Origin of the sequence: Mycolicibacterium canariasense, assembly GCF_002101555.1 — a bacterium.
Taxonomy (GTDB): Bacteria; Actinomycetota; Actinomycetes; order Mycobacteriales; family Mycobacteriaceae; genus Mycobacterium; species Mycobacterium canariasense.
Window position 1 is genome coordinate 1 of record NZ_LQOL01000030.1, and the last position, 19,525, is coordinate 19,525.

At 69.2% G+C, this 19,525-nt stretch carries 21 protein-coding genes; 18 read left to right on the plus strand and 3 right to left on the minus strand.

The window, feature by feature from the left end:
- Window positions 1-224 precede the first annotated feature (224 nt).
- The 6 genes from AWB94_RS04845 to recN are packed head-to-tail and all read left to right on the plus strand — an operon-like array spanning window position 225 to window position 5,723.
- The gene (locus AWB94_RS04845) at window positions 225-1,013 is read left to right on the plus strand and encodes a tetratricopeptide repeat protein (protein WP_084395492.1); all 789 of its coding nucleotides are present in this window, start codon (window positions 225-227) and stop codon (window positions 1,011-1,013) included.
- A gap of 1 nt (window position 1,014) precedes the next feature.
- Window positions 1,015-2,019, plus strand: coding sequence for an HAD-IIA family hydrolase (locus AWB94_RS04850; RefSeq protein WP_062659549.1), 1,005 nt, complete (start codon window positions 1,015-1,017; stop codon window positions 2,017-2,019).
- 27 nt (window positions 2,020-2,046) lie between these two features.
- Window positions 2,047-2,238, plus strand: coding sequence for a hypothetical protein (locus AWB94_RS04855; protein WP_062659548.1), 192 nt, complete (start codon window positions 2,047-2,049; stop codon window positions 2,236-2,238).
- Between the two features lie 4 nt (window positions 2,239-2,242).
- Window positions 2,243-3,049 (plus strand): TlyA family RNA methyltransferase, encoded by an 807-nt coding sequence (locus AWB94_RS04860; protein ID WP_062659547.1) that lies wholly within the window; start codon window positions 2,243-2,245, stop codon window positions 3,047-3,049.
- Entirely contained in the window at window positions 3,046-3,969 is a 924-nt protein-coding gene (locus AWB94_RS04865; protein WP_062659546.1) for an NAD kinase, read from the plus strand. The genes AWB94_RS04860 and AWB94_RS04865 overlap by 4 nt, the downstream gene beginning before the upstream one ends.
- Window positions 3,969-5,723, plus strand: coding sequence for a DNA repair protein RecN (gene recN / locus AWB94_RS04870; RefSeq protein WP_062659545.1), 1,755 nt, complete (start codon window positions 3,969-3,971; stop codon window positions 5,721-5,723). The genes AWB94_RS04865 and recN overlap by 1 nt, the downstream gene beginning before the upstream one ends.
- Here recN and AWB94_RS04875 read toward each other — a convergent pair.
- Together AWB94_RS04875 and AWB94_RS04880 are read right to left on the minus strand one after the other, a co-directional pair.
- The gene (locus tag AWB94_RS04875; RefSeq protein WP_062659544.1) at window positions 5,720-6,556 is read right to left on the minus strand and encodes a pyridoxamine 5'-phosphate oxidase family protein; all 837 of its coding nucleotides are present in this window, start codon (window positions 6,554-6,556) and stop codon (window positions 5,720-5,722) included. The two genes, recN and AWB94_RS04875, sit on opposite strands and share 4 nt — an antisense overlap.
- A 9-nt stretch (window positions 6,557-6,565) precedes the next feature.
- Window positions 6,566-7,015, minus strand: a complete 450-nt coding sequence (locus AWB94_RS04880; protein ID WP_062659543.1) for a VOC family protein — start codon at window positions 7,013-7,015, stop codon at window positions 6,566-6,568.
- 111 nt (window positions 7,016-7,126) lie between these two features.
- Between AWB94_RS04880 and AWB94_RS04885 the strand changes: the two genes are divergently transcribed.
- The 6 genes from AWB94_RS04885 (at window position 7,127) to xerD (ending at window position 13,327) form a co-directional block, all read left to right on the plus strand.
- The gene (locus tag AWB94_RS04885; RefSeq protein WP_062659542.1) at window positions 7,127-7,648 is read left to right on the plus strand and encodes a CGNR zinc finger domain-containing protein; all 522 of its coding nucleotides are present in this window, start codon (window positions 7,127-7,129) and stop codon (window positions 7,646-7,648) included.
- Between the two features lie 100 nt (window positions 7,649-7,748).
- Complete coding sequence (steA, locus tag AWB94_RS04890; RefSeq protein WP_062659541.1) at window positions 7,749-8,933, plus strand: putative cytokinetic ring protein SteA; 1,185 nt, start codon at window positions 7,749-7,751, stop codon at window positions 8,931-8,933.
- A 22-nt stretch (window positions 8,934-8,955) separates the two neighbouring features.
- Window positions 8,956-9,888, plus strand: a complete 933-nt coding sequence (locus tag AWB94_RS04895) for a copper transporter (RefSeq protein ID WP_062659540.1) — start codon at window positions 8,956-8,958, stop codon at window positions 9,886-9,888.
- 148 nt (window positions 9,889-10,036) lie between these two features.
- Window positions 10,037-11,770: a CTP synthase gene (locus AWB94_RS04900; protein WP_062659539.1), complete on the plus strand. Its 1,734-nt coding sequence runs from the start codon at window positions 10,037-10,039 to the stop codon at window positions 11,768-11,770.
- Window positions 11,763-12,383 (plus strand): NUDIX domain-containing protein, encoded by a 621-nt coding sequence (locus AWB94_RS04905; protein WP_062659538.1) that lies wholly within the window; start codon window positions 11,763-11,765, stop codon window positions 12,381-12,383. The genes AWB94_RS04900 and AWB94_RS04905 overlap by 8 nt, the downstream gene beginning before the upstream one ends.
- Window positions 12,380-13,327 (plus strand): site-specific tyrosine recombinase XerD, encoded by a 948-nt coding sequence (xerD, locus tag AWB94_RS04910; RefSeq protein ID WP_062659537.1) that lies wholly within the window; start codon window positions 12,380-12,382, stop codon window positions 13,325-13,327. Before AWB94_RS04905 ends, xerD begins: the two co-directional genes overlap by 4 nt.
- A 42-nt stretch (window positions 13,328-13,369) precedes the next feature.
- Here xerD and AWB94_RS04915 read toward each other — a convergent pair whose 3' ends face one another.
- Window positions 13,370-14,128: an O-methyltransferase gene (locus tag AWB94_RS04915; RefSeq protein ID WP_062659536.1), complete on the minus strand. Its 759-nt coding sequence runs from the start codon at window positions 14,126-14,128 to the stop codon at window positions 13,370-13,372.
- An 89-nt stretch (window positions 14,129-14,217) separates the two neighbouring features.
- Here AWB94_RS04915 and AWB94_RS04920 point away from each other — a divergent pair, with 89 nt between their 5' ends.
- The 6 genes from AWB94_RS04920 to der are packed head-to-tail and all read left to right on the plus strand — an operon-like array spanning window position 14,218 to window position 19,497.
- Window positions 14,218-15,099: a ParA family protein gene (locus AWB94_RS04920; protein ID WP_062659535.1), complete on the plus strand. Its 882-nt coding sequence runs from the start codon at window positions 14,218-14,220 to the stop codon at window positions 15,097-15,099.
- Window positions 15,096-15,911, plus strand: a complete 816-nt coding sequence (locus AWB94_RS04925; protein WP_062659534.1) for a segregation/condensation protein A — start codon at window positions 15,096-15,098, stop codon at window positions 15,909-15,911. Before AWB94_RS04920 ends, AWB94_RS04925 begins: the two co-directional genes overlap by 4 nt.
- On the plus strand, window positions 15,908-16,642 hold the full coding sequence (gene scpB / locus AWB94_RS04930) for an SMC-Scp complex subunit ScpB (protein ID WP_062659533.1): 735 nt from the start codon (window positions 15,908-15,910) through the stop codon (window positions 16,640-16,642). Before AWB94_RS04925 ends, scpB begins: the two co-directional genes overlap by 4 nt.
- Before the next feature lies 1 nt (window position 16,643).
- Window positions 16,644-17,387 (plus strand): pseudouridine synthase, encoded by a 744-nt coding sequence (locus AWB94_RS04935; protein ID WP_062659532.1) that lies wholly within the window; start codon window positions 16,644-16,646, stop codon window positions 17,385-17,387.
- Complete coding sequence (cmk, locus tag AWB94_RS04940) at window positions 17,384-18,070, plus strand: (d)CMP kinase (RefSeq protein WP_062659531.1); 687 nt, start codon at window positions 17,384-17,386, stop codon at window positions 18,068-18,070. Before AWB94_RS04935 ends, cmk begins: the two co-directional genes overlap by 4 nt.
- Window positions 18,067-19,497 (plus strand): ribosome biogenesis GTPase Der, encoded by a 1,431-nt coding sequence (gene der, locus AWB94_RS04945; RefSeq protein ID WP_062659530.1) that lies wholly within the window; start codon window positions 18,067-18,069, stop codon window positions 19,495-19,497. The genes cmk and der overlap by 4 nt, the downstream gene beginning before the upstream one ends.
- Window positions 19,498-19,525: the final 28 nt, after the last annotated feature.

Consider the following 19,525-nt stretch of genomic DNA (forward strand, 5'->3'; position numbering starts at 1 on the left):
CCGAACCCGGAAGCTAAGCCTACCAGCGCCGATGATACTACCCACACGGGTGGAAAAGTAGGACACCGCCGAACACACATTAGAATTACCCCCCACGATTACGTGGGGGGTAATTCTATATTCGGACCCATCCAGACAATTCGCCGCGAATTCGGGCGACTGTCGCGATTCGCCGGCACCCGGCTATCCTTTGCCGGGACACATGATCGATCAGGAAGGCCAGCGTGGCGCAGGACAGGCAGGGTGGCAGCGGTGAACGACGTCCGCGCCGTACCGACGGCGGGCCGCGACGGAACTTCCGGGACCGTCCCCACGCACCGCAGGGCGCACCCGACAGCGATGCCCGGCGACCTGCCGGTCCGCCGATCCCGAAGGAGATCGAGGCCAAGCAGCTGTCGCCGGAGATCCGCAGTGAGCTGATCACGCTGGACAAGTCGACCGCCGACGTGGTGGCGCGGCATCTGGTCGCGGCCGGTGAGCTGCTCGACGACGATCCAGAGGCCGCACTCGCCCATGCCCGTGCCGCCCGTGCCCGGTCCGGGCGCATCGCCGCCGTCCGGGAGGCCGTCGGCATTGCCGCCTACCACTGCGGCGATTGGGCGCAGGCGCTGGCCGAGTTGCGCGCCGCCCGCCGGATGGGCAGCAAGTCCTCGCTGTTACCGCTGATCGCGGACTGCGAACGCGGTGTCGGCCGGCCCGAGCGGGCGATCGAACTGGCTCGCAGCCCAGAAGCCGAACAGCTCACCGGCGACGACGCCGATGAGCTGCGCATCGTGGTGGCCGGCGCACGCTCCGACCTGGGACAGCACGAACAAGCGTTGGCCGTGCTCGCCAGCCCGCCGCTGGATCCGACCAGAACCGGGCAGACCGGCGCCCGGCTGTACTACGCGTATGCCGAGACACTGCTGGCCCTCGGGCGGACCGACGACGCGGTGCAGGCGTTCATCCACGCCGCGGCCGCCGACGTCGACGGCGTGACCGACGCTGAAGAGCGCATCACCGAGCTGAGCTGAGATGGGCACACTGGTACAGGAGCATGACTGCCTGCTCCTGGATTTGGACGGCACCGTCTTCCGCGGTCACGAACCCACCACCGGAGCGGTCGAAAGCCTGGCCGAAGTGCAGCCCCGGGCACTGTTCGTCACCAACAACGCCTCCCGTTCGCCGGCCGAAGTCGCCGCCCATCTGCGCGAACTGGGCTTCTCCGCCGGCTCCGACGACGTCGTCACCAGCGCCCAGAGCGCGGCGCGGCTGCTGGCCGCCCAATTACCGGCCGGGGCCGCCGTCCTGATCGTCGGGACCGAGTCACTGGCCGCCGAGATCGAGGGTGTGGGGCTGCGTCCGGTCCGCACGGTCACCGAGAACCCCGCGGCAGTGGTCCAGGGGCATTCCCCGTCCACCGGCTGGAGCGATCTGGCCGAGGCGGCACTCGCCATCCGTGCCGGCGCCATCTGGGTGGCCGCCAACGTCGACCGCACCCTGCCCTCCGAGCGTGGGCTGCTGCCCGGCAACGGCTCCATGGTCGCCGCGCTGCGGACCGCGACCGATCAGGACCCGCAGGTCGCCGGCAAACCGGCCCCCACCCTGCTCAACGACGCGCTGGCGCGCGGCACCTTCGGGGCGCCGCTGGTGGTCGGGGATCGCCTCGACACCGATATCGAAGGCGCCAATGCGGCCGGCCTGCCCAGCCTGATGGTGCTCACCGGTGTGAACACCGCCGCGGACATGGTGCGTGCCGTCCCGGCGCAACGCCCTGCCTTCGTGGCCCCGGACCTGCGGTCACTGCACACCGACGGTCACGCGCTGCGTATCGCCCCGCAGCCGGCCTGGCGGGTCGACGCCGACGGGCCCATGCTCACGGTCCGGGCAACCGGCGAGCAGGCCACGGACGAGCTGAGCGTGGTCCGCGCCCTGGCGCACGCCGCGTGGGCCGCCGGTGGTGCCAACGGCCGGCTGGAGATCGCGCCGGGCGACGACACGGCCCGTGCGGCACTACAACGCTGGGCGCTGCTGAGCTGACCCGATCGGCTAGCGTGAACTCCTGACATGAGTACCGATCCCGAGCAGATCCGCTCCGATATCGAGGAGCTGCTGGCCGGCCTGCCCGACGTCACCGTGGGCGATGTCGAGCCGGCCGATATCGAGGCCGTCGCCGTGCGCCTCGAGCAGGCGCACGACCTGCTGGTGCGCGCCCTGGAATCGGTGGAAGGCCGGGGCGACGCGATCGCGGAGAATTGAACCGATGACACGGCGGGCACGGGTGGACGCCGAGCTGGTGCGACGCGGACTGGCGCGATCACGCCAGCAGGCCGCCGAGCTGATCGACGCCGGCCTGGTACGCATCGACGGGATGCCTGCCGTCAAGCCGGCCACCGCGGTATCGGTCGATGCCGCGTTGACCGTCGCCGCCGTCGAACGGACCTGGGTATCCCGCGGGGCGCACAAACTGATCGGCGCACTGGATGCCTTCGGCGTTCCCGTGCAAGGCCGGCGCTGTCTGGACGCCGGGGCGTCCACCGGTGGGTTCACCGAGGTCCTGCTGGATCGTGGCGCGGCGCACGTCATCGCCGCCGATGTCGGCTACGGCCAGTTGGCCTGGTCGGTGCGCTCCGATGAACGGGTGAGCGTGCTGGAACGCACCAATGTGCGGGAGTTGACGCCGGAGGCCATCGGCGGCGTCGTCGACCTGGTGGTCGCCGACCTGTCCTTCATCTCGCTGACCACCGTGTTGCCCGCGCTGACCGCCTGCGCGTCGGCCGACGCGGATATCGTGCCGATGGTGAAACCTCAATTCGAGGTCGGCAAGGACCGGGTGGGCGCCGGCGGGGTAGTCTCCGATCCCGCGTTGCGCGCCGAGGCCGTGCTCGGAGTCGCCCGGCGGGCCGCCGAATTGCATTGGCATACCGTCGATGTCACGGCCAGCCCGCTGCCGGGCCCGTCGGGTAACGTCGAGTTCTTCCTCTGGTTGCGCGCAACCACCGACCACCCGCTGCAGGGTGACGCACTCCAGCGCGCGATAGCCCGCGCCATCGACGAAGGACCGCAATGACCAGCGAACGCACCGTCCTGGTGGTCGTGCACACCGGCCGCGACGAAGCCACCGAGACCGCGCGCCGCGTCGAAAAGGTGCTCGGCGACCACGGCATCGGGCTGCGGGTGCTGACGGCCGAAGCCGTCGACCGGGGGGCGCTGCACCTCGATCCCGACGATATGCGCGCCCTGGGCATCGATATCGAGGTCGTCGACCCCGACGAGCGTGCCGCCGAGGGCTGCGAGGTGGTGCTCGCCCTGGGTGGCGACGGCACGTTCCTGCGGGCCGCCGAGCTCGCGCGCAACGTCGAGATCCCGGTGCTGGGAGTCAATCTGGGCCGCATCGGCTTCCTGGCCGAGGCCGAGACCGAGGTGCTCGACAGCGTTCTGGAGAACGTCATCAACCGCAATTACCGCGTCGAGAATCGGATGACGCTGGACGTGGTGGTGCGCGAGGGCGGCAAGATCCGGGACCGCGGCTGGGCGCTGAACGAGGCCAGCCTGGAAAAGGGGCCGCGGTTGGGTGTGCTGGGTGTGGTGCTCGAGGTCGACGGCCGGCCGGTGTCCTCCTTCGGCTGCGACGGTGTGCTGGTCGCGACGCCCACCGGGTCGACCGCATACGCCTTCTCGGCGGGCGGGCCGATCCTCTGGCCGGACCTGGAGGCGATCCTGGTGGTGCCCAACAACGCGCACGCATTGTTCGCCAGGCCGATGGTCACCAGCCCGGACGCCGCGATCGCCATCGAAGTGGAGAGCGGGGGACACGACGCGATGGTGTTCTGCGACGGACGCCGCGAGATGGTGGTGCCCGCCGGCGCGCGCCTGGAGGTGACCCGCTGCGGCACGTCGCTGAAGTGGATCCGGCTGGACAGCGCGCCCTTCACCGATCGGCTGGTGCGCAAGTTCCGGCTGCCCGTCACGGGATGGCGTGGCCAGTAGTGCTCTGCGAGATCCGAATCGAGTCGCTGGGGGCGATCAGCACCGCGACCGCCGAGTTCGACCGGGGACTGACCGTACTCACCGGGGAGACCGGCGCCGGTAAAACCATGGTGGTCACCGGACTGCACCTGCTCGGTGGCGCCCGCGCCGACGCCAACCGGGTCCGCACCGGCGCCGAACGGGCCGTCGTCGAGGGGCGCTTCACCACCACCGATGTGCAGTCCGAGGTGATCGGCCGGATCGACGAGATCCTCGATTCGTCCGGCGCCGAACGCGATGACGACGACAGCGTCATCGCCGCGCGGTCGGTCAGCCGTGACGGGCCGTCGCGGGCGTACCTGGGTGGCCGCAGCGTGCCCGCGAAATCGCTGAGCTCGTTCACCAACGAACTGCTGGCCCTGCACGGCCAGAACGACCAGCTGCGCTTGATGCGCCCCGACGAGCAGCGGGCGGCGCTGGACCGGTTTGCCGACGTGACCACGCCACTGGCCAAGTACCGTGCGGTGCGCGAGGAATGGCTATCGGCCCGCCGCGACCTGATCGATCGCACGCAGCGGGCGCGGGAACTGGCCCTGGAATCGGACCGGTTGACCTTCGGCCTCAACGAGATCGACGAGGTCGACCCGCAACCCGGTGAGGACGACGCGCTGGTCGCCGAGATCCGCCGGCTCTCGGAACTGGACGCGCTGCGCGAGGCGGCGGCCGGCGCCCGTGCCGCGCTGGCGGGTGCGCCCGACGACGACGCCGGTGAGGCGGTGTCGGCGGCCGGCGCGGTGGCCCAGGCCAAGGCGATGCTGCAGGGCACCGACGATTCCGCGCTGCGCACCTTGGGCGACCGGCTGGCCGAAGCGGTGGCGGTGATCGGTGACGTCTCCACCGAGCTCGGTGACTACCTTACCGAATTACCCAGTGACGCAAGCACATTGGAAGGCAAACTGGCGCGCCAGGCCGCACTGCGGGGGTTGACCCGCAAGTATGGCGCCGATATCGACGGCGTGCTGGCCTGGGCGAAGGAATCCCGGGAACGGTTGGCCCAGCTCGACGTCTCGGAGGAGGCGTTGGCCGGGCTGCGTGCCCGGGTCGACGAGTTGCAGGCCAAGCTGGTCACGGTGGCCGCCGACCTCACCAAGGCCAGGACCAAGGCCGCCAAGGGCCTGGCCAAGGCCGTCACCGCCGAGCTCGCCGGGCTCGCCATGAGCGGGGCCGATTTCGGTATCAGCGTGTCACCGTTGCCGGCCCGCGCCGACGACTCCGCGCCGTTGACGCTGTCGAACGGCACCGTGGTGCACGCCGGGCACGACGGTGCCGATGCCGTCGAGTTCGGCTTCGCTGCGCACCGCGGCACCGACCTGCTTCCGCTGGCCAAGAGCGCCTCCGGCGGCGAGCTGTCGCGGGTGATGTTGGCTCTGGAGGTGGTCCTCGCGGCGTCGGCGGCCGGCACCACGATGGTGTTCGACGAGGTCGATGCCGGTGTCGGTGGCCGCGCCGCGGTGCAGATCGGACGGCGGCTGGCCCGGCTGGCCCGCAGCCACCAGGTCATCGTCGTGACCCACCTACCGCAGGTGGCCGCCTACGCCGACACCCACCTGGTCGTCGAGAGCGGCCCCAAGTCCAGCCGGGTGGTGCGGCTGCAGGAGGACGACCGGGTGGCCGAATTGGCCCGGATGCTGGCCGGTCTCGGCGACACCGACACCGGGCGTGCGCACGCGCGTGAGCTGCTGGACGCCGCGCAACAGGAGCGCAGCGCCCCTTAGCCGGACCCGGGCAGCTCGACGACCGCGGTGACCGTGAGGTCGATCCAGCACTGGGCTGCGTCGTCGTCGGTGTGATCCCAGTCGATCCGGGCGGTGCCGGTCAGCTGCACGGTCGAGCCCGTCTGCCAGTCCGGGATCAGCAGTCCGCAGTGGGGATTGACGTCGATGTTGCCCAGCGTCATGAACATCGAGTTGCCGCGGTAGTCGGGCCAGCGCAGCCGGGTCGGGGAGACGACGTGCAGGAAACCCGGATCGCCGCCACGGTGTGAGGCGTCGGCATTGCCGTCGGTGTCCGCCGACCCGACGAAGAACGTGTCGGCGGCGGCCACGACGTCGCGGGTGTGCGCGTCCATCTCGGTCGCCCACCGCGCGCCCGCCGGGCCCGGGCGAAGGCCCGTCACGGTTCTGGGCGTGATGTACTTCGGGCAGTTCGAATACACCTGGTCGGTGTGGATGCGCAGGCCGTTCGGGATCGGTACGGCCGTGCCGTTGACCCGCATCCGGCGCCGGGTTTGCGGTTCGATGGCGATCATCCCGATCCGCTGCGGACGCGTCAGGATCTCGGCCAGGGGGTCGCCGGGAGTGGGGAATGCCTCGAGCACGATGGTCCGCGGATCGGTGGCGTACGCGAAGCCGGGTGGACCGGTGATCAAACCGGTCCACACCCGGCCCTCGCCATCCGCCGCGCTCACCACGACCATCGGCTGCCGGGTGAGGAAATCGGCTGCCGCGGTGGGGATTTCGTTACGGATGATGCGGCCGACCCGATCGGCCACGTGCTGTTGCCCCATGCGCCGCTGGACGGCGATCTCACCCGCGTGATACACGGCCATCGCGGCCGCTCAGAAGAATCCGCAGGTGGGGGTGGAACCGTTGGGGGCGGGTTCGGCGTCCACCCCGCTGAGGGTGTACACCTCGAGCCGGATGCCGTCGGGGTCGGTGAAGAAGATGCCGCCGGAGGCCGCGCCTTCGTTGTGGGCCACCACCCCGTCGTGGGCGAACGCTGCCCCCAGCTCCTTGAGCGCCGCTTCCACCGTCCTGACCTCGTCGATGCTGTCCACCTGGAACGACAGGTGGTGCAGGCCGGGCGTTGCGGTGGAGAACACGCCGTTGCTCTGCTGCCACAGCGTCAGTCGCAGGGCCCCGTCGTAACCCAGGAACGCGTACCGGTGCTCCCCGTCGGTGCTGCTGCCCAGCTGCTCGAAACCCAAAGCCCGCCGATAGAACTCGACCGAGCGCTCCAGGTCGGTGACGTTGAGCCCGACGTGTCCCGGTGTGGTGGCAGTGGTCATGGTGGACCTCCAAGATGTAACCGTTGATGTTTCATTCGCAGGTTAGGCCGGATCGGGTCGTGGCGTCAACCATCTAAAATGATTTAGATGGTTAGTGCGATACTCTGGGATATGCGCGATCCGCGTCCGCACGTCGACGAACCCCTTGCGCTGGATCTGTTGAACACCCGTTGGATGTCGCCCGAGGGGCCGCGGGATCTGCTGGCAGATACGGCCGGACTGCGGTGCTGGCTGCAGACCAACGACTTGGCCGACCGTTGTACCGCCGACGAGCGCACCCGCACGGCGCTGGTGCGGGCCCGAGAGGCGATCCTGCGTGCCCTCACGGACGGTTCGTTCGACGAGGTGAACGAGGTGCTCGAGCACGGGCGCATCAAGCGCCGGCTGACGGCCGCGGGACCGCGCGACGAACCCGAGGTACCGGAGCGGCAGTGGCTGGCCGGCTGGCTGGCCGCCGACGACCTGTCGCGGTTACTCGCCGAGGCGCCGCAGCGGATCAAGCAGTGCGACCATCCGCACTGCATTCTCTGGTTCTACGACACCTCGAAAAATGGCAGCCGGCGCTGGCATTCGATGACCACCTGCGGCAACCGCGCCAAGGCGGCGCGGCATTACGCGGCGAGACGCGATTGAGACGCTGCGGCTGTTGCAGATGTGACAAATGAAAACTTGTGGGGCTGGTGTTACGGCGCGCCTCCACCTCAACTTGAGGGTTGGCCGACAGAATCGCCCCATGAAGATGTCAGCGCTGCTATCCCGTAATGCCAGCTCAAAGCCGGGCGTCATCGGTACCGCCCGCGTTGATCGCGACATCGACCGCCTTCTGCGCCGCGTCGGGCCCGGGGACGTCGTCGTCCTCGACGCTCTCGATCTGGACCGGATCACCGCCGACGCGCTCGTCGAGGCGGGAGTGTCCGCGGTGGTCAACGCATCCCCGTCCATCTCGGGTCGCTACCCCAACCTGGGGCCGGAGGTGTTGGTGGCCAACGGCATCGTGCTGATCGACGAAGCCGGGCCCGAGGTCTTCAAGAAGGTCAAGGACGGCGCCAGGGTCCGGGTCAACAACGGTGGCGTCTACTCCGGTGACCGCAGGATCGCACACGGAACCGAGCGCAACGACCTCGAAATCCACGAGCTCATGGTGGAAGCCAAGAGCGGGCTGGTGGCTCATCTGGAAGCCTTCGCGGGCAACACCATCGAGTTCATCCGCAGTGAAAGCCCGCTGCTGATCGACGGGATGGGCATCCCCGACATCGACGTCGACATGGACCGCAGGCACGTGGTCGTCGTCGCGGAGGGCTCGGCGGCCGCCGACGACCTCAAGGCGCTCAAGCCGTTCATCAAGGAGTACCAGCCGGTGCTGGTCGGCGTGGGCACCGGCGCCGACATCCTGCGCAAGGCCGGCTACCGACCGGCGCTGATCGTCGGCGATCCCGGGGTCATCAGCAGCGACGCGCTGCGGTGCGGCGCCCAGGTGGTGCTGCCCGCCGACGCCGACGGTCACGCCCCCGGCCTGGAACGGATCCAGGACCTCGGAGTCGGCGCGATGACCTTCCCGGCCGCCGGATCGGCCGCCGACCTGGCCTTGCTGCTGTGCCACCACCACGGCGCCGCGCTCATCGTCACCGCCGGGCACAGCGCCACCATCGAGGAATTCTTCGACCGCACCCGGCAGCAGAGCAACCCGTCGACGTTCCTCACCCGGCTCAAGGTGGGCGAGAAGCTGGTCGACGCCAAGGCCGTGGCCACCCTGTACCGCAGCCGCATCTCCGGGGGCGCCATCGCCCTGCTGGTGCTGGCCATGCTGATCGCCGTGATCGTCGCGCTGTGGGTATCGCGCACCGACGCCGTGGTGCTCGACTGGGTGGCCGAGTACTGGAACCGCTTCCTGCTCTGGGTTCAGGGCTTGGTGACCTAATAGTGCCGGCAAGGGGTGCTGCATGATTTCACTTCGCTCGCATGCGATTTCGCTGGCCGCGGTGTTCCTGGCCCTGGCCGTCGGGGTGGTGCTGGGATCCGGGCTGCTGTCGGACACCGTGCTGTCCGGGTTGCGCAAGGACAAGGCCGATCTGCACCAGCAGATCAACACGCTGACCGACGACAAGAACGCGCTCAACGAAAAGCTCTCGGCAGCGGGCGAATTCGACAGCATGATGGCACCCAGAATCCTGCGCGACACCCTCGGCGGCAAGTCGGTGGTCATCTTCCGCACCCCGGACGCCGCCGACGACGACGTCGATTCGGTCACCCGGCTGGCCACCCAGGGCGGGGCGACCGTCACCGGCACCATCTCGCTGACCCCGCAGTTCGTCGACGCCAACTCCTCGGAAAAGCTGCTCTCCGTGGTGAACTCGCCCATCCTGCCGGCCGGCCGCCAGCTGTCCACCAAATCGGTGGACCAGGGCTCGCAGGCCGGGGACCTGCTCGGCATCGCGTTGCTCAGCGGCAGGGAACCCGCCGTGGCCGACGATCAGCGCGACACCGTGCTGGCCGCGCTGCGTGAGACCGGTTTCATCTCCTACGACGCCGAGCGGGTCGGCGCGGCCAACACCGCGGTCATCGTGACCGGCGGCAACCTCGGTGACGACGCGGGCAACCGCGGCTCGACGGTGGCCCGCTTCGCCGCCGCCCTGGCGCCGCACGGCGCGGGCACCGTGCTGGCCGGCCGTGACGGCTCGGCGACCGGTACCGCCGCGGTGGCGGTGACCCGCTCCGACCCCGCCCTGTCCTCCGCGGTGACCACCGTCGACGACGTCGACGCGCAGTCCGGCCGGATCACCAGCGTGCTGGCGCTCGCCGACCTGGTGCGGGGCGGCAAGCCGGGACAGTTCGGCATCGGGCAGGGTGCGTCCTCGGTGACCGTCCCGCAGTGACCGTCCCGCAGTGAAACCACCCGAGTAATCGCCCTCCATCGGCGCGCCAGCGACAGCTTGTCGGGGTCGGTGTTAAGGTGAGATTCCGTGGGTCGGCAGGCCCCAGGTAGCAGTCAGCTACCTTGCCCCATCGCCACGGAGGTTGCCCTTGCCCGGCCAAGCGAAACCGTTACGCAAGCACCCGCACACCGCGACGAAGCACCTTTTCGTCAGTGGTGGCGTTGCTTCTTCGCTCGGTAAAGGCCTGACGGCCAGTAGTCTCGGGCAGCTGCTCACCGCTCGCGGTTTGCAGGTGACCATGCAGAAGCTCGACCCGTATCTCAACGTGGACCCGGGCACCATGAACCCGTTCCAGCACGGTGAGGTGTTCGTCACCGAGGACGGAGCCGAGACCGATCTCGACGTCGGGCACTACGAGCGGTTCCTGGACCGCGACCTGTCCGGGTCGGCGAATGTGACCACCGGCCAGGTGTATTCATCGGTGATCGCCAAGGAACGACGCGGCGAGTACCTCGGCGACACCGTGCAGGTCATCCCGCACATCACCGACGAGATCAAGCACCGCATCCTGGCCATGGCCGAGCCCGACGCCAAGGGCAACCGGCCCGATGTGGTCATCACCGAGATCGGCGGCACCGTCGGCGATATCGAATCGCTGCCGTTCCTGGAGGCCGCCCGGCAGGTCCGCCACGAGGTCGGCCGGGACAACTGCTTCTTCCTGCACGTGTCGCTGGTGCCGTTCCTCAAGCCGTCCGGCGAGCTCAAGACCAAGCCCACCCAGCACTCGGTGGCGGCGCTGCGCAGCATCGGCATCTCCCCGGACGCGCTCATCCTGCGCTGCGACCGGGAGGTGCCCGAGCCGCTGAAGAACAAGATCGCGCTGATGTGCGATGTCGACATCGACGGCGTCATCTCCACCCCCGACGCGCCGTCGATCTACGACATCCCCAAGGTGCTGCACCGCGAGGAGCTCGACGCCTATGTGGTGCGCCGGCTCAACCTGCCGTTCCGCGATGTCGACTGGACACAGTGGAACGACCTGCTGCAGCGGGTGCACGAGCCGCGGGAGACAGTGCGAATCGCCCTGGTGGGCAAGTACATCGATTTGTCGGACGCCTATCTGTCGGTGGCCGAGGCGCTGCGCGCCGGTGGCTTTGCGCACTACGCCAAGGTCGAGATCCGGTGGGTGCCCTCCGACGACTGCGAGACCGACCCCGGTGCGGCGGCCGCACTCGACGACGTGCACGGCGTGCTGATCCCCGGCGGCTTCGGCATCCGCGGTATCGAAGGCAAACTCGGCGCCATCGGCTACGCCCGCCGGCGTGGGGTGCCCGTGCTGGGCCTGTGCCTGGGCCTGCAGTGCATCGTGATCGAGGCCGCCCGCTCGGTGGGCTTGACCGAGGCAAGTTCCTCGGAGTTCGACCCCGACACCCCGGATCCGGTGATCTCCACGATGGCCGACCAGCTGGACGCCGTCTCCGGCGAGGCCGATCTGGGTGGCACCATGCGTCTGGGCGCGTATCCGGCCGTGCTGGAACCGGATTCGATCGTCGCGCAGGCCTACGGCGCCACCGAGGTGTCCGAGCGGCACCGGCATCGCTACGAGGTGAACAACGCCTACCGGGATCGGATCGCCGAGAGCGGACTGAAATTCTCCGGCACCTCCCCGGACGGGCATCTGGTGGAGTTCGTGGAGTACGACCGTGAGGTGCATCCGTTCCTGGTCGGCACCCAGGCCCACCCCGAGCTCAAGAGCCGGCCGACCCGGCCGCACCCGCTGTTCGCCGCGTTCATCGGCGCGGCGCTGCAGTACAAGGCGGGGGAGCGGCTTCCGTTGGGCGAACTGGTGGCCGAACACGCCGAACCCGCACACCGTGGCTGAGCACGAATTCGACACGCTCGAATCCGAAACCGTCTACGTCGGCAAGATTCTCGCCCTGCGCGCCGACGAAGTGCGGATGCCCGGCGGGGGCAGTGCGCGCCGTGAGGTGGTGGAGCACTACGGGGCGGTGGCCGTCGTCGCGCTGGACGACGACGACAACATCGCGCTGGTCTACCAGTACCGCCACCCCATCGGCCGCCGGCTGTGGGAACTGCCCGCCGGACTGCTCGACCTCGGCGGTGAGCCGCCGGCGGTGACGGCGGCCCGTGAACTGGAAGAAGAGGCCGGGTTGGCCGCCAGACACTGGGCCGTGCTGGTCGACGTGGACTCCTCGCCCGGTTTCAGCGACGAGAGCGTGCGCGTGTTCCTGGCCACCGGGCTGACCGAGGTGGACCGGCCGCAGGCGCACGACGAGGAGGCCGACCTGCGCCTGGAATGGGTGCCGCTGGCCGATGCCGTGCGGCGGGTGCTCGACGGTGAGATCGTCAATTCCATTGCGGTGGGCGGAATTCTGGCCGCCCACTCGGTGCCGGATCGGTCTCGGCTGCGGCCCGTCGACGCGCCGTGGCCGGACCGGCCACGGTCCTTTGCCGCCCGCCAAGGCCACCCGTGACCACGGCTGTCGGCGCCGTCGACCACCAGGTGCGGGGTTATCTCGATCACCTGGTCATCGAGCGCGGCGTGGCAGCCAACACCATCAGTTCCTATCGGCGCGACCTGCGCCGCTACACCGAGCACCTCACCGAACGCGGTATCACCGATCTGCGTGACGCATCGGAGTCCGATGTCAGCGAGTTCCTCGTCGCGCTGCGCCAGGGCGACCCGGACACCGGCGCGGCGGCCCTGTCCGCGGTGTCGGCCGCCCGGGCGCTGGTCGCCGTGCGGGGGCTGCACAAATTCCTGACCGCCGAGGGCATCGTCGACGTCGACGTGGCCCGCGAGGTGAAACCGGCGACGCCCTCGCGCCGACTGCCCAAGAGCCTGACCGTCGACGAGGTGGTCGCGCTGCTGGAGGCCGCCGGCGGTGACCGCGAATCGGACGGGCCGCTGAGCCTGCGCAATCGCGCGCTGCTGGAGGTGCTGTACTCGACCGGCGCCCGCATCTCCGAGGCCGTCGGGCTGGACATCGACGACGTCGACACCACGTCGCGGTCGGTGCTGCTGCGCGGTAAAGGCGGCAAGCAGCGGCTGGTCCCGATCGGCCGGCCCGCCGTCGCGGCGCTGGACACCTACCTGGTGCGAGGGCGTCCCGACCTGGCCCGCCGAGGGAAGGGGACGCCGGCCATCTTCCTCAACGCCCGCGGCGGCCGGCTGTCCCGGCAGAGCGCCTGGCAAGTGCTGCAGGACGCCGCCGAGCACGCCGGGATCACCGCCGCGGTGTCACCGCACACCATGCGGCATTCGTTCGCCACCCACCTGCTCGAGGGCGGGGCGGACGTGCGCGTCGTGCAGGAACTGCTGGGGCACTCCTCGGTGACCACCACGCAGATCTACACGCTGGTGACGGTCAACGCGTTGCGTGAGGTGTGGGCGGGCGCCCACCCGCGCGCCCTCTAGTCGTCCGGTCATGCTTCGGTAAATACTTGCGGCGCAACAAGATCAGCGATCCTCTGCGGCAGCACCCCGATAGCGCGACTCCAGCACCAGGTCGGGCAGCAGCGTCTGGTACTCGGCGTGGGTGTGGTGCTCGACGGTCTCCCACAGCGAGCCCTGGTGCTCCTTCATGTACGCCCGGTATTTCGGCGCACCGGGCAGCTTGACGTTGTCGGCGACGACGATCGATCCGGAATGCAGCCAGCCCCGGTCCAGGATGCTCTGCAGGTCGGTGAGGTAGGCGGCCTTGTCGTGGTCGATGAAGACGAAATCGAGGGATCCCGGCGCGAAGCCGAGGGTGTCCAGGGTGGTGCCGCCGTCACCGAGGGTGCCCACGACGCAGGTGAGGCGGTCACCGACGCCGGCGTGCGCCCAGATCCGGCGGGCGATGTCGGCATTGGCCGCGGACAGCTCCACGGAGAACACCCGGGCCGCCGGGGCGGCGCGGGCGATGCGCAGGGCGCTGTACCCGCAGTAGGTGCCCAGCTCGAGCGCCACCGCGGGGTTGGCCCGCTGGACGGCGGCGTCGAGCAGCAGGCCTTTCTCGTCACCGACGTTGATGAGAAAGGACTGCTCGTAGGCGAACCGGTCGATCGTGGCCAGCACGTCGTCGATGTCGCCGCGGCGGGACTCGCGCAACACGTATTCGGCGGCCGCCGCCTCCCGTCCGTCACCGATCTGACCGGTTTTGCTGATGTTGCGGGAGCCCCAGGCCAGTCGCACGAACGACCAGCGCAGAAACGGGGCACGCCGTGTGAGACCCATATCGCGACCTTACCCAGCGGGTCTGCCGTGCCAGGCCCGACTCCACGGCTAGACTCTGCTGCGATGTTCGCCGAGGAGGGAGGGGCCGGATGAGCGACGACGGCAGCCTCCACCTCGGAATCGAACCCCAACCCGAGGTCGGCCTCACCGGCCGGCCCGCCCGCGACATCCCCGAACCGGCTCCGCGGTCCAGCCACGGCCCCGCCAAGGTGATCGCGATGTGCAACCAGAAGGGCGGCGTCGGCAAGACCACCTCGACCATCAACCTGGGTGCCAGCCTGGCCGAGTACGGCCGGCGGGTGCTCCTGGTCGACCTGGACCCGCAGGGCGCACTGTCTGCCGGTCTGGGGGTCCCGCATTACGAGTTGGACAACACCGTGCACAACCTGCTGGTCGAGCCGCGGGTGTCGATCGACCAGGTGCTCATCAAGACCCGGGTCAGCGGGCTGGACCTGGTGCCCAGCAATATCGACCTGTCGGCGGCGGAGATCCAGCTGGTCAACGAGGTGGGCCGGGAGCAGTCGCTGGCACGGGCGCTCTACCCGGTGCTCGACCGCTACGACTATGTGCTGATCGATTGCCAGCCCTCGCTCGGGCTGCTCACCGTCAACGGCCTGGCCTGCGCCGACGGGGTGATCATCCCCACCGAATGCGAGTTCTTCTCGCTGCGCGGGCTGGCGCTGCTCACCGACACCGTCGACAAGGTGCGCGACCGGCTGAACCCCAAACTCGACATCAGCGGCATCCTGGTGACCCGGTATGACCCCCGCACCGTCAACGCGCGCGAGGTGATGGCGCGGGTGGTGGAGCGGTTCGGGGACCTGGTGTTCGACACCGTCATCACCCGCACGGTGCGCTTCCCGGAGACCAGCGTCGCGGGTGAGCCCATCACCTCGTGGGCACCGAAATCCGGTGGCGCCCAAGCGTATCGGTCATTGGCTCGCGAGGTCATCCACCGGTTCGGTTCGTGAGCGCCGAACCCGAGCCGGCCACCGCGCAGACGGGTTTCCAGGTCCGGCTCAGCAATTTCGAGGGTCCGTTCGACCTGCTGCTGCAGCTGATCTTCGCCCACCGCATGGACGTCACCGAGGTCGCCCTGCACCGGGTGACCGACGACTTCATCGCCTACACGAAGGAGATCGGCCGTCAGCTGGAGCTGGACGAAACCACGGCGTTCCTGGTGATTGCCGCCACACTGCTGGACCTGAAGGCGGCGCGGCTGCTGCCGGCCGGTGAGGTGCAGGACGAGGAGGACCTGGCCCTACTGGAGGTGCGCGATCTGCTGTTCGCGCGGCTGCTGCAGTACCGGGCGTTCAAGCACGTGGCCGAGATGTTCGCCGAACTGGAGGCCGCCGCGCTGCGTAGCTATCCCCGTTCGGTGGCCCTGGAACCCCGCTTCGAGGAGCTGTTACCCGAGGTCACCCTCGGTGTGGACGCCCCGCGGTTCGCCGAGATCGCCGCATCCGCGTTCACCCCGCGGCCGGTGCCGACGGTGCGGTTGGACCATCTGCACGTCCAGCCGGTGTCGGTGCCCGAGCAGGCGATGCGGCTGATGGGGCTGCTGGAACAGCGTGGGATCGGCGGATGGTCGTCCTTCGGTGAGCTGGTCGCCGGGTGTGACGTGATGCAGATCGTGGGCAGCTTCCTGGCGCTATTGGAGCTCTACCGGGCCAGGGCGGTAACATTCGAGCAACCAGAACCGCTTGGTGTGCTCCAGGTTTCGTGGACCGGAGATCGGCCTACCAACGAACACCTCGCCGCCGCAGTGGAAGAAGACCAATGACCGACGACATGACCGACACCGAAACGCGTGTCGATCTGGGCACCGAGGTCGCTGAACCGTCCGAACTCGACACCGACCTCAGCCTCGACGACCGGTTGCTCGACGATGCCGAACTGCTCGCGGTGCTGGAGGCGCTACTGCTGGTGGTGGACACTCCGGCGCCGGTGGATGCGCTGGCCGCGGCCGTGGATCAGTCCGCCGAACGGGTCGAGGCCACGCTGCGGCAGTTGGCCGCCGACCTGACCGCCCGCGACAGCGGGATCGATCTGCGTGAGGCCGGTGGTGGCTGGCGGATGTATACCCGGGCCCGGTACGCCCCCTACGTGGAACGGTTGTTGCTCGACGGTGCCCGTTCCAAGCTGACCCGGGCGGCGCTGGAGACGCTGGCGGTGGTGGCCTACCGACAGCCGGTGACCCGTGCGCGGGTCAGTGCGGTGCGCGGTGTCAACGTCGATGCCGTGATGCGCACGCTGCTGGCGCGTGGCCTGATCATCGAGGCCGGCACCGATGCCGACAGCGGGGCAGTGACGTTCGCGACCACCGAACTGTTCCTGGAGCGGCTCGGATTGTCCTCACTGGCCGATCTGCCCGATATCGCGCCGCTGTTGCCCGACGTCGACGTGATCGACGATCTCAGCGAAAACCTCAGCGACGAGCCGAGATTCGCGAAGCTGGATGCGACCGGTTCCGCGCCTGTGGCGCCACCGGCGATAGATGTAGACAAGGACTGATATGACCGAGCCAGAAGGCGTGCGACTGCAGAAGGTGCTGTCGCAGGCCGGGGTCGCCTCGCGCCGGGTGGCCGAGCGGATGATCACCGACGGCCGGGTCGAGGTGGACGGCCGGATCGTCACCGAACTGGGCACCCGGGTCGACCCGGAGAACGCCGAGATCCGGGTGGACGGCACGCGCATCCAGTTGAACGAAGACCTGATGTACCTCGCGATCAACAAGGAACGCGGGATGCACTCCACCATGTCCGACGACCGGGGCCGGCCGTGTGTCGGTGACCTGGTGGAGCACCGGGTGCGGGGCAACAAGCACCTGTTCCACGTCGGTCGGCTGGACGCCGACACCGAAGGGCTGCTGATCCTCACCAATGACGGTGAGCTGGCGCACCGGTTGATGCACCCGTCCTACGAGGTGCCCAAGACCTATGTTGCGACGGTGCTGGGCAGCGTCCCGCGCGGGCTGGGCCGCAAGCTCAAGGACGGCGTGGAGCTCGACGACGGTCCGGCCCACGTCGACGACTTCGCGGTGGTCGACACACTGCCCGGCAAGACTCTGGTGCGGGTGACCCTGCACGAAGGGCGCAAACGGATCGTGCGCCGGCTGCTGGCGGCGGTCGGTTTCCCGGTGCAGGCATTGGTGCGCACCGATATCGGATCGGTGAATCTGGGGGAGATGCGGCCGGGCAGTATCCGGGTGTTGACCCGCAAGGAGATCGGTGAGTTGTACAAGGCGGTGGGGATGTGAGTGACGCGCTGACGGTGGCCCTGGACGGGCCGGCGGGTACCGGAAAGTCTTCGGTGTCAAGGGGTTTGGCGCACGCACTGAATGCGCGCTACCTGAACACCGGAGCCATGTACCGGATTGTCACCCTGGCGGTGCTGCGCGCGGGGGTCGACCTGGCCGACGCCGACGCGGTGGCCAAGGTGGCCGAGGAGGCCGATCTGGCCGTGGGTTACGACCCCGATTACGACACCGCTTTCCTTGCCGGCGAAGACGTTTCGGCCGAGATCCGTGGTGACGAGGTGACCGCCGCGGTGTCCGCGGTCTCGGCGATTCCCGCCGTACGGGCGCGCCTGGTGCAGTTGCAGCGCGAGCTGGCCGCCGGTGAGGAGGCCGTGGTGGTCGAGGGCCGCGATATCGGCACGGTGGTGCTGCCCGACGCCGACGTGAAGATCTTCTTGACGGCCTCGGCGCAGGAGCGGGCCCGCCGGCGCAACGCGCAGAACGTCGCCAACGGTCTGGCCGACGACTACGACGCGGTGCTCGCCGACGTGCAGCGGCGCGACCACCTGGACTCCACCCGTGCGGTGTCCCCGCTGCGGGCCGCCGAGGACGCACTGATCGTCGACACCAGTTCGATGACCGAGTCCGAGGTTGTCACCCATCTGGCCGACCTGGTGGTGCAGCGGGCCGGGGCATACAAATGACCGACATCGAATCCGGTTCGTCATCGGATGGCACCTGGTCCGATGAGAGTGACTGGGAGATCGGCTTCGTCGACGACGAGGCCGGTGAAGCCGAGGCCGCCGCGCCGCCCCCGGTGATCGCCGTCGTCGGCCGACCCAACGTCGGCAAGTCGACTCTGGTGAACCGCATCCTGGGCCGCCGCGAGGCCGTCGTGCAGGACATCCCCGGGGTCACCCGCGACCGGGTGTCCTATGACGCCAACTGGCTGGGCCGGCGTTTCGTGGTGCAGGACACCGGCGGTTGGGAACCCGACGCCAAGGGACTGCAGCAGAAGGTTGCCGAGCAGGCGTCGGTGGCGATGCAGACCGCGGACGCGATCATCATGGTGGTCGACGCCGTCGTCGGGGCGACCACGGCCGACGAGGCGGCGGCCAAACGGCTGCAGCGCTCCGGCAAGCCGGTGTACCTGGCGGCCAACAAGGTCGACAACGATCGCACCGAAGCCGAGGCGGCCACGCTGTGGTCACTCGGGCTGGGGGAGCCGCACCCGATCAGCGCCATGCACGGGCGCGGGGTGGCCGACCTGCTGGACCTGGTGACCGCGGACCTGCCCGAGATCTCCGAGGTGCGCGGCGGGCCCGGCGGTCCGCGCCGCGTCGCCCTGGTCGGCAAGCCCAACGTCGGCAAGAGTTCGCTGCTGAACCGGCTGGCCGGTGACGAGCGCTCGGTGGTGCACGACCAGGCGGGCACCACCGTCGACCCGGTGGACTCGTTGATCGAATTAGATGGCAAGCCTTGGCGTTTCGTGGACACCGCGGGACTGCGGCGGAAGGTCGGCCAGGCCAGCGGGCACGAGTTCTACGCCTCGGTGCGCACCCACAGCGCCATCGACGCCGCCGAAGTGGTCATGGTGCTCATCGACGGATCGCAGCCGATCACCGAACAGGACCTGCGGGTGCTGTCCATGGTGATCGAGGCGGGCCGGGCGCTGGTGCTGGTGTTCAACAAGTGGGATCTGGTCGACGAGGACCGCCGGTACCTGCTGGACCGCGAGATCGACCGTGAGCTGGTGCAGGTCCAGTGGGCGCCACGGGTCAACATCTCGGCCACCACGGGCCGTGCGGTACAGAAACTCGTTCCCGCCCTGGAGAAGTCGCTGGCGTCGTGGGATACCCGCATTCCCACCGGCCGGCTCAACACCTTCATCAAGGAGATCGTGGCCGCCACCCCACCGCCGGTGCGCGGCGGGAAGCAGCCACGCATCCTGTTCGCGACCCAGGCCGCCACCCGCCCGCCGACGTTCGTGTTGTTCACCACCGGCTTCCTGGAGGCCGGGTATCGCCGGTTCCTGGAGCGCAGGCTGCGCGAGACCTTCGGGTTCGAAGGCAGCCCGGTGCGGATCAACGTCCGGGTGCGAGAGAAACGCGGTCCGGTCAAACGCCGCTGACGGTGCCCTGAGTAGGGTTGCCCGAGTG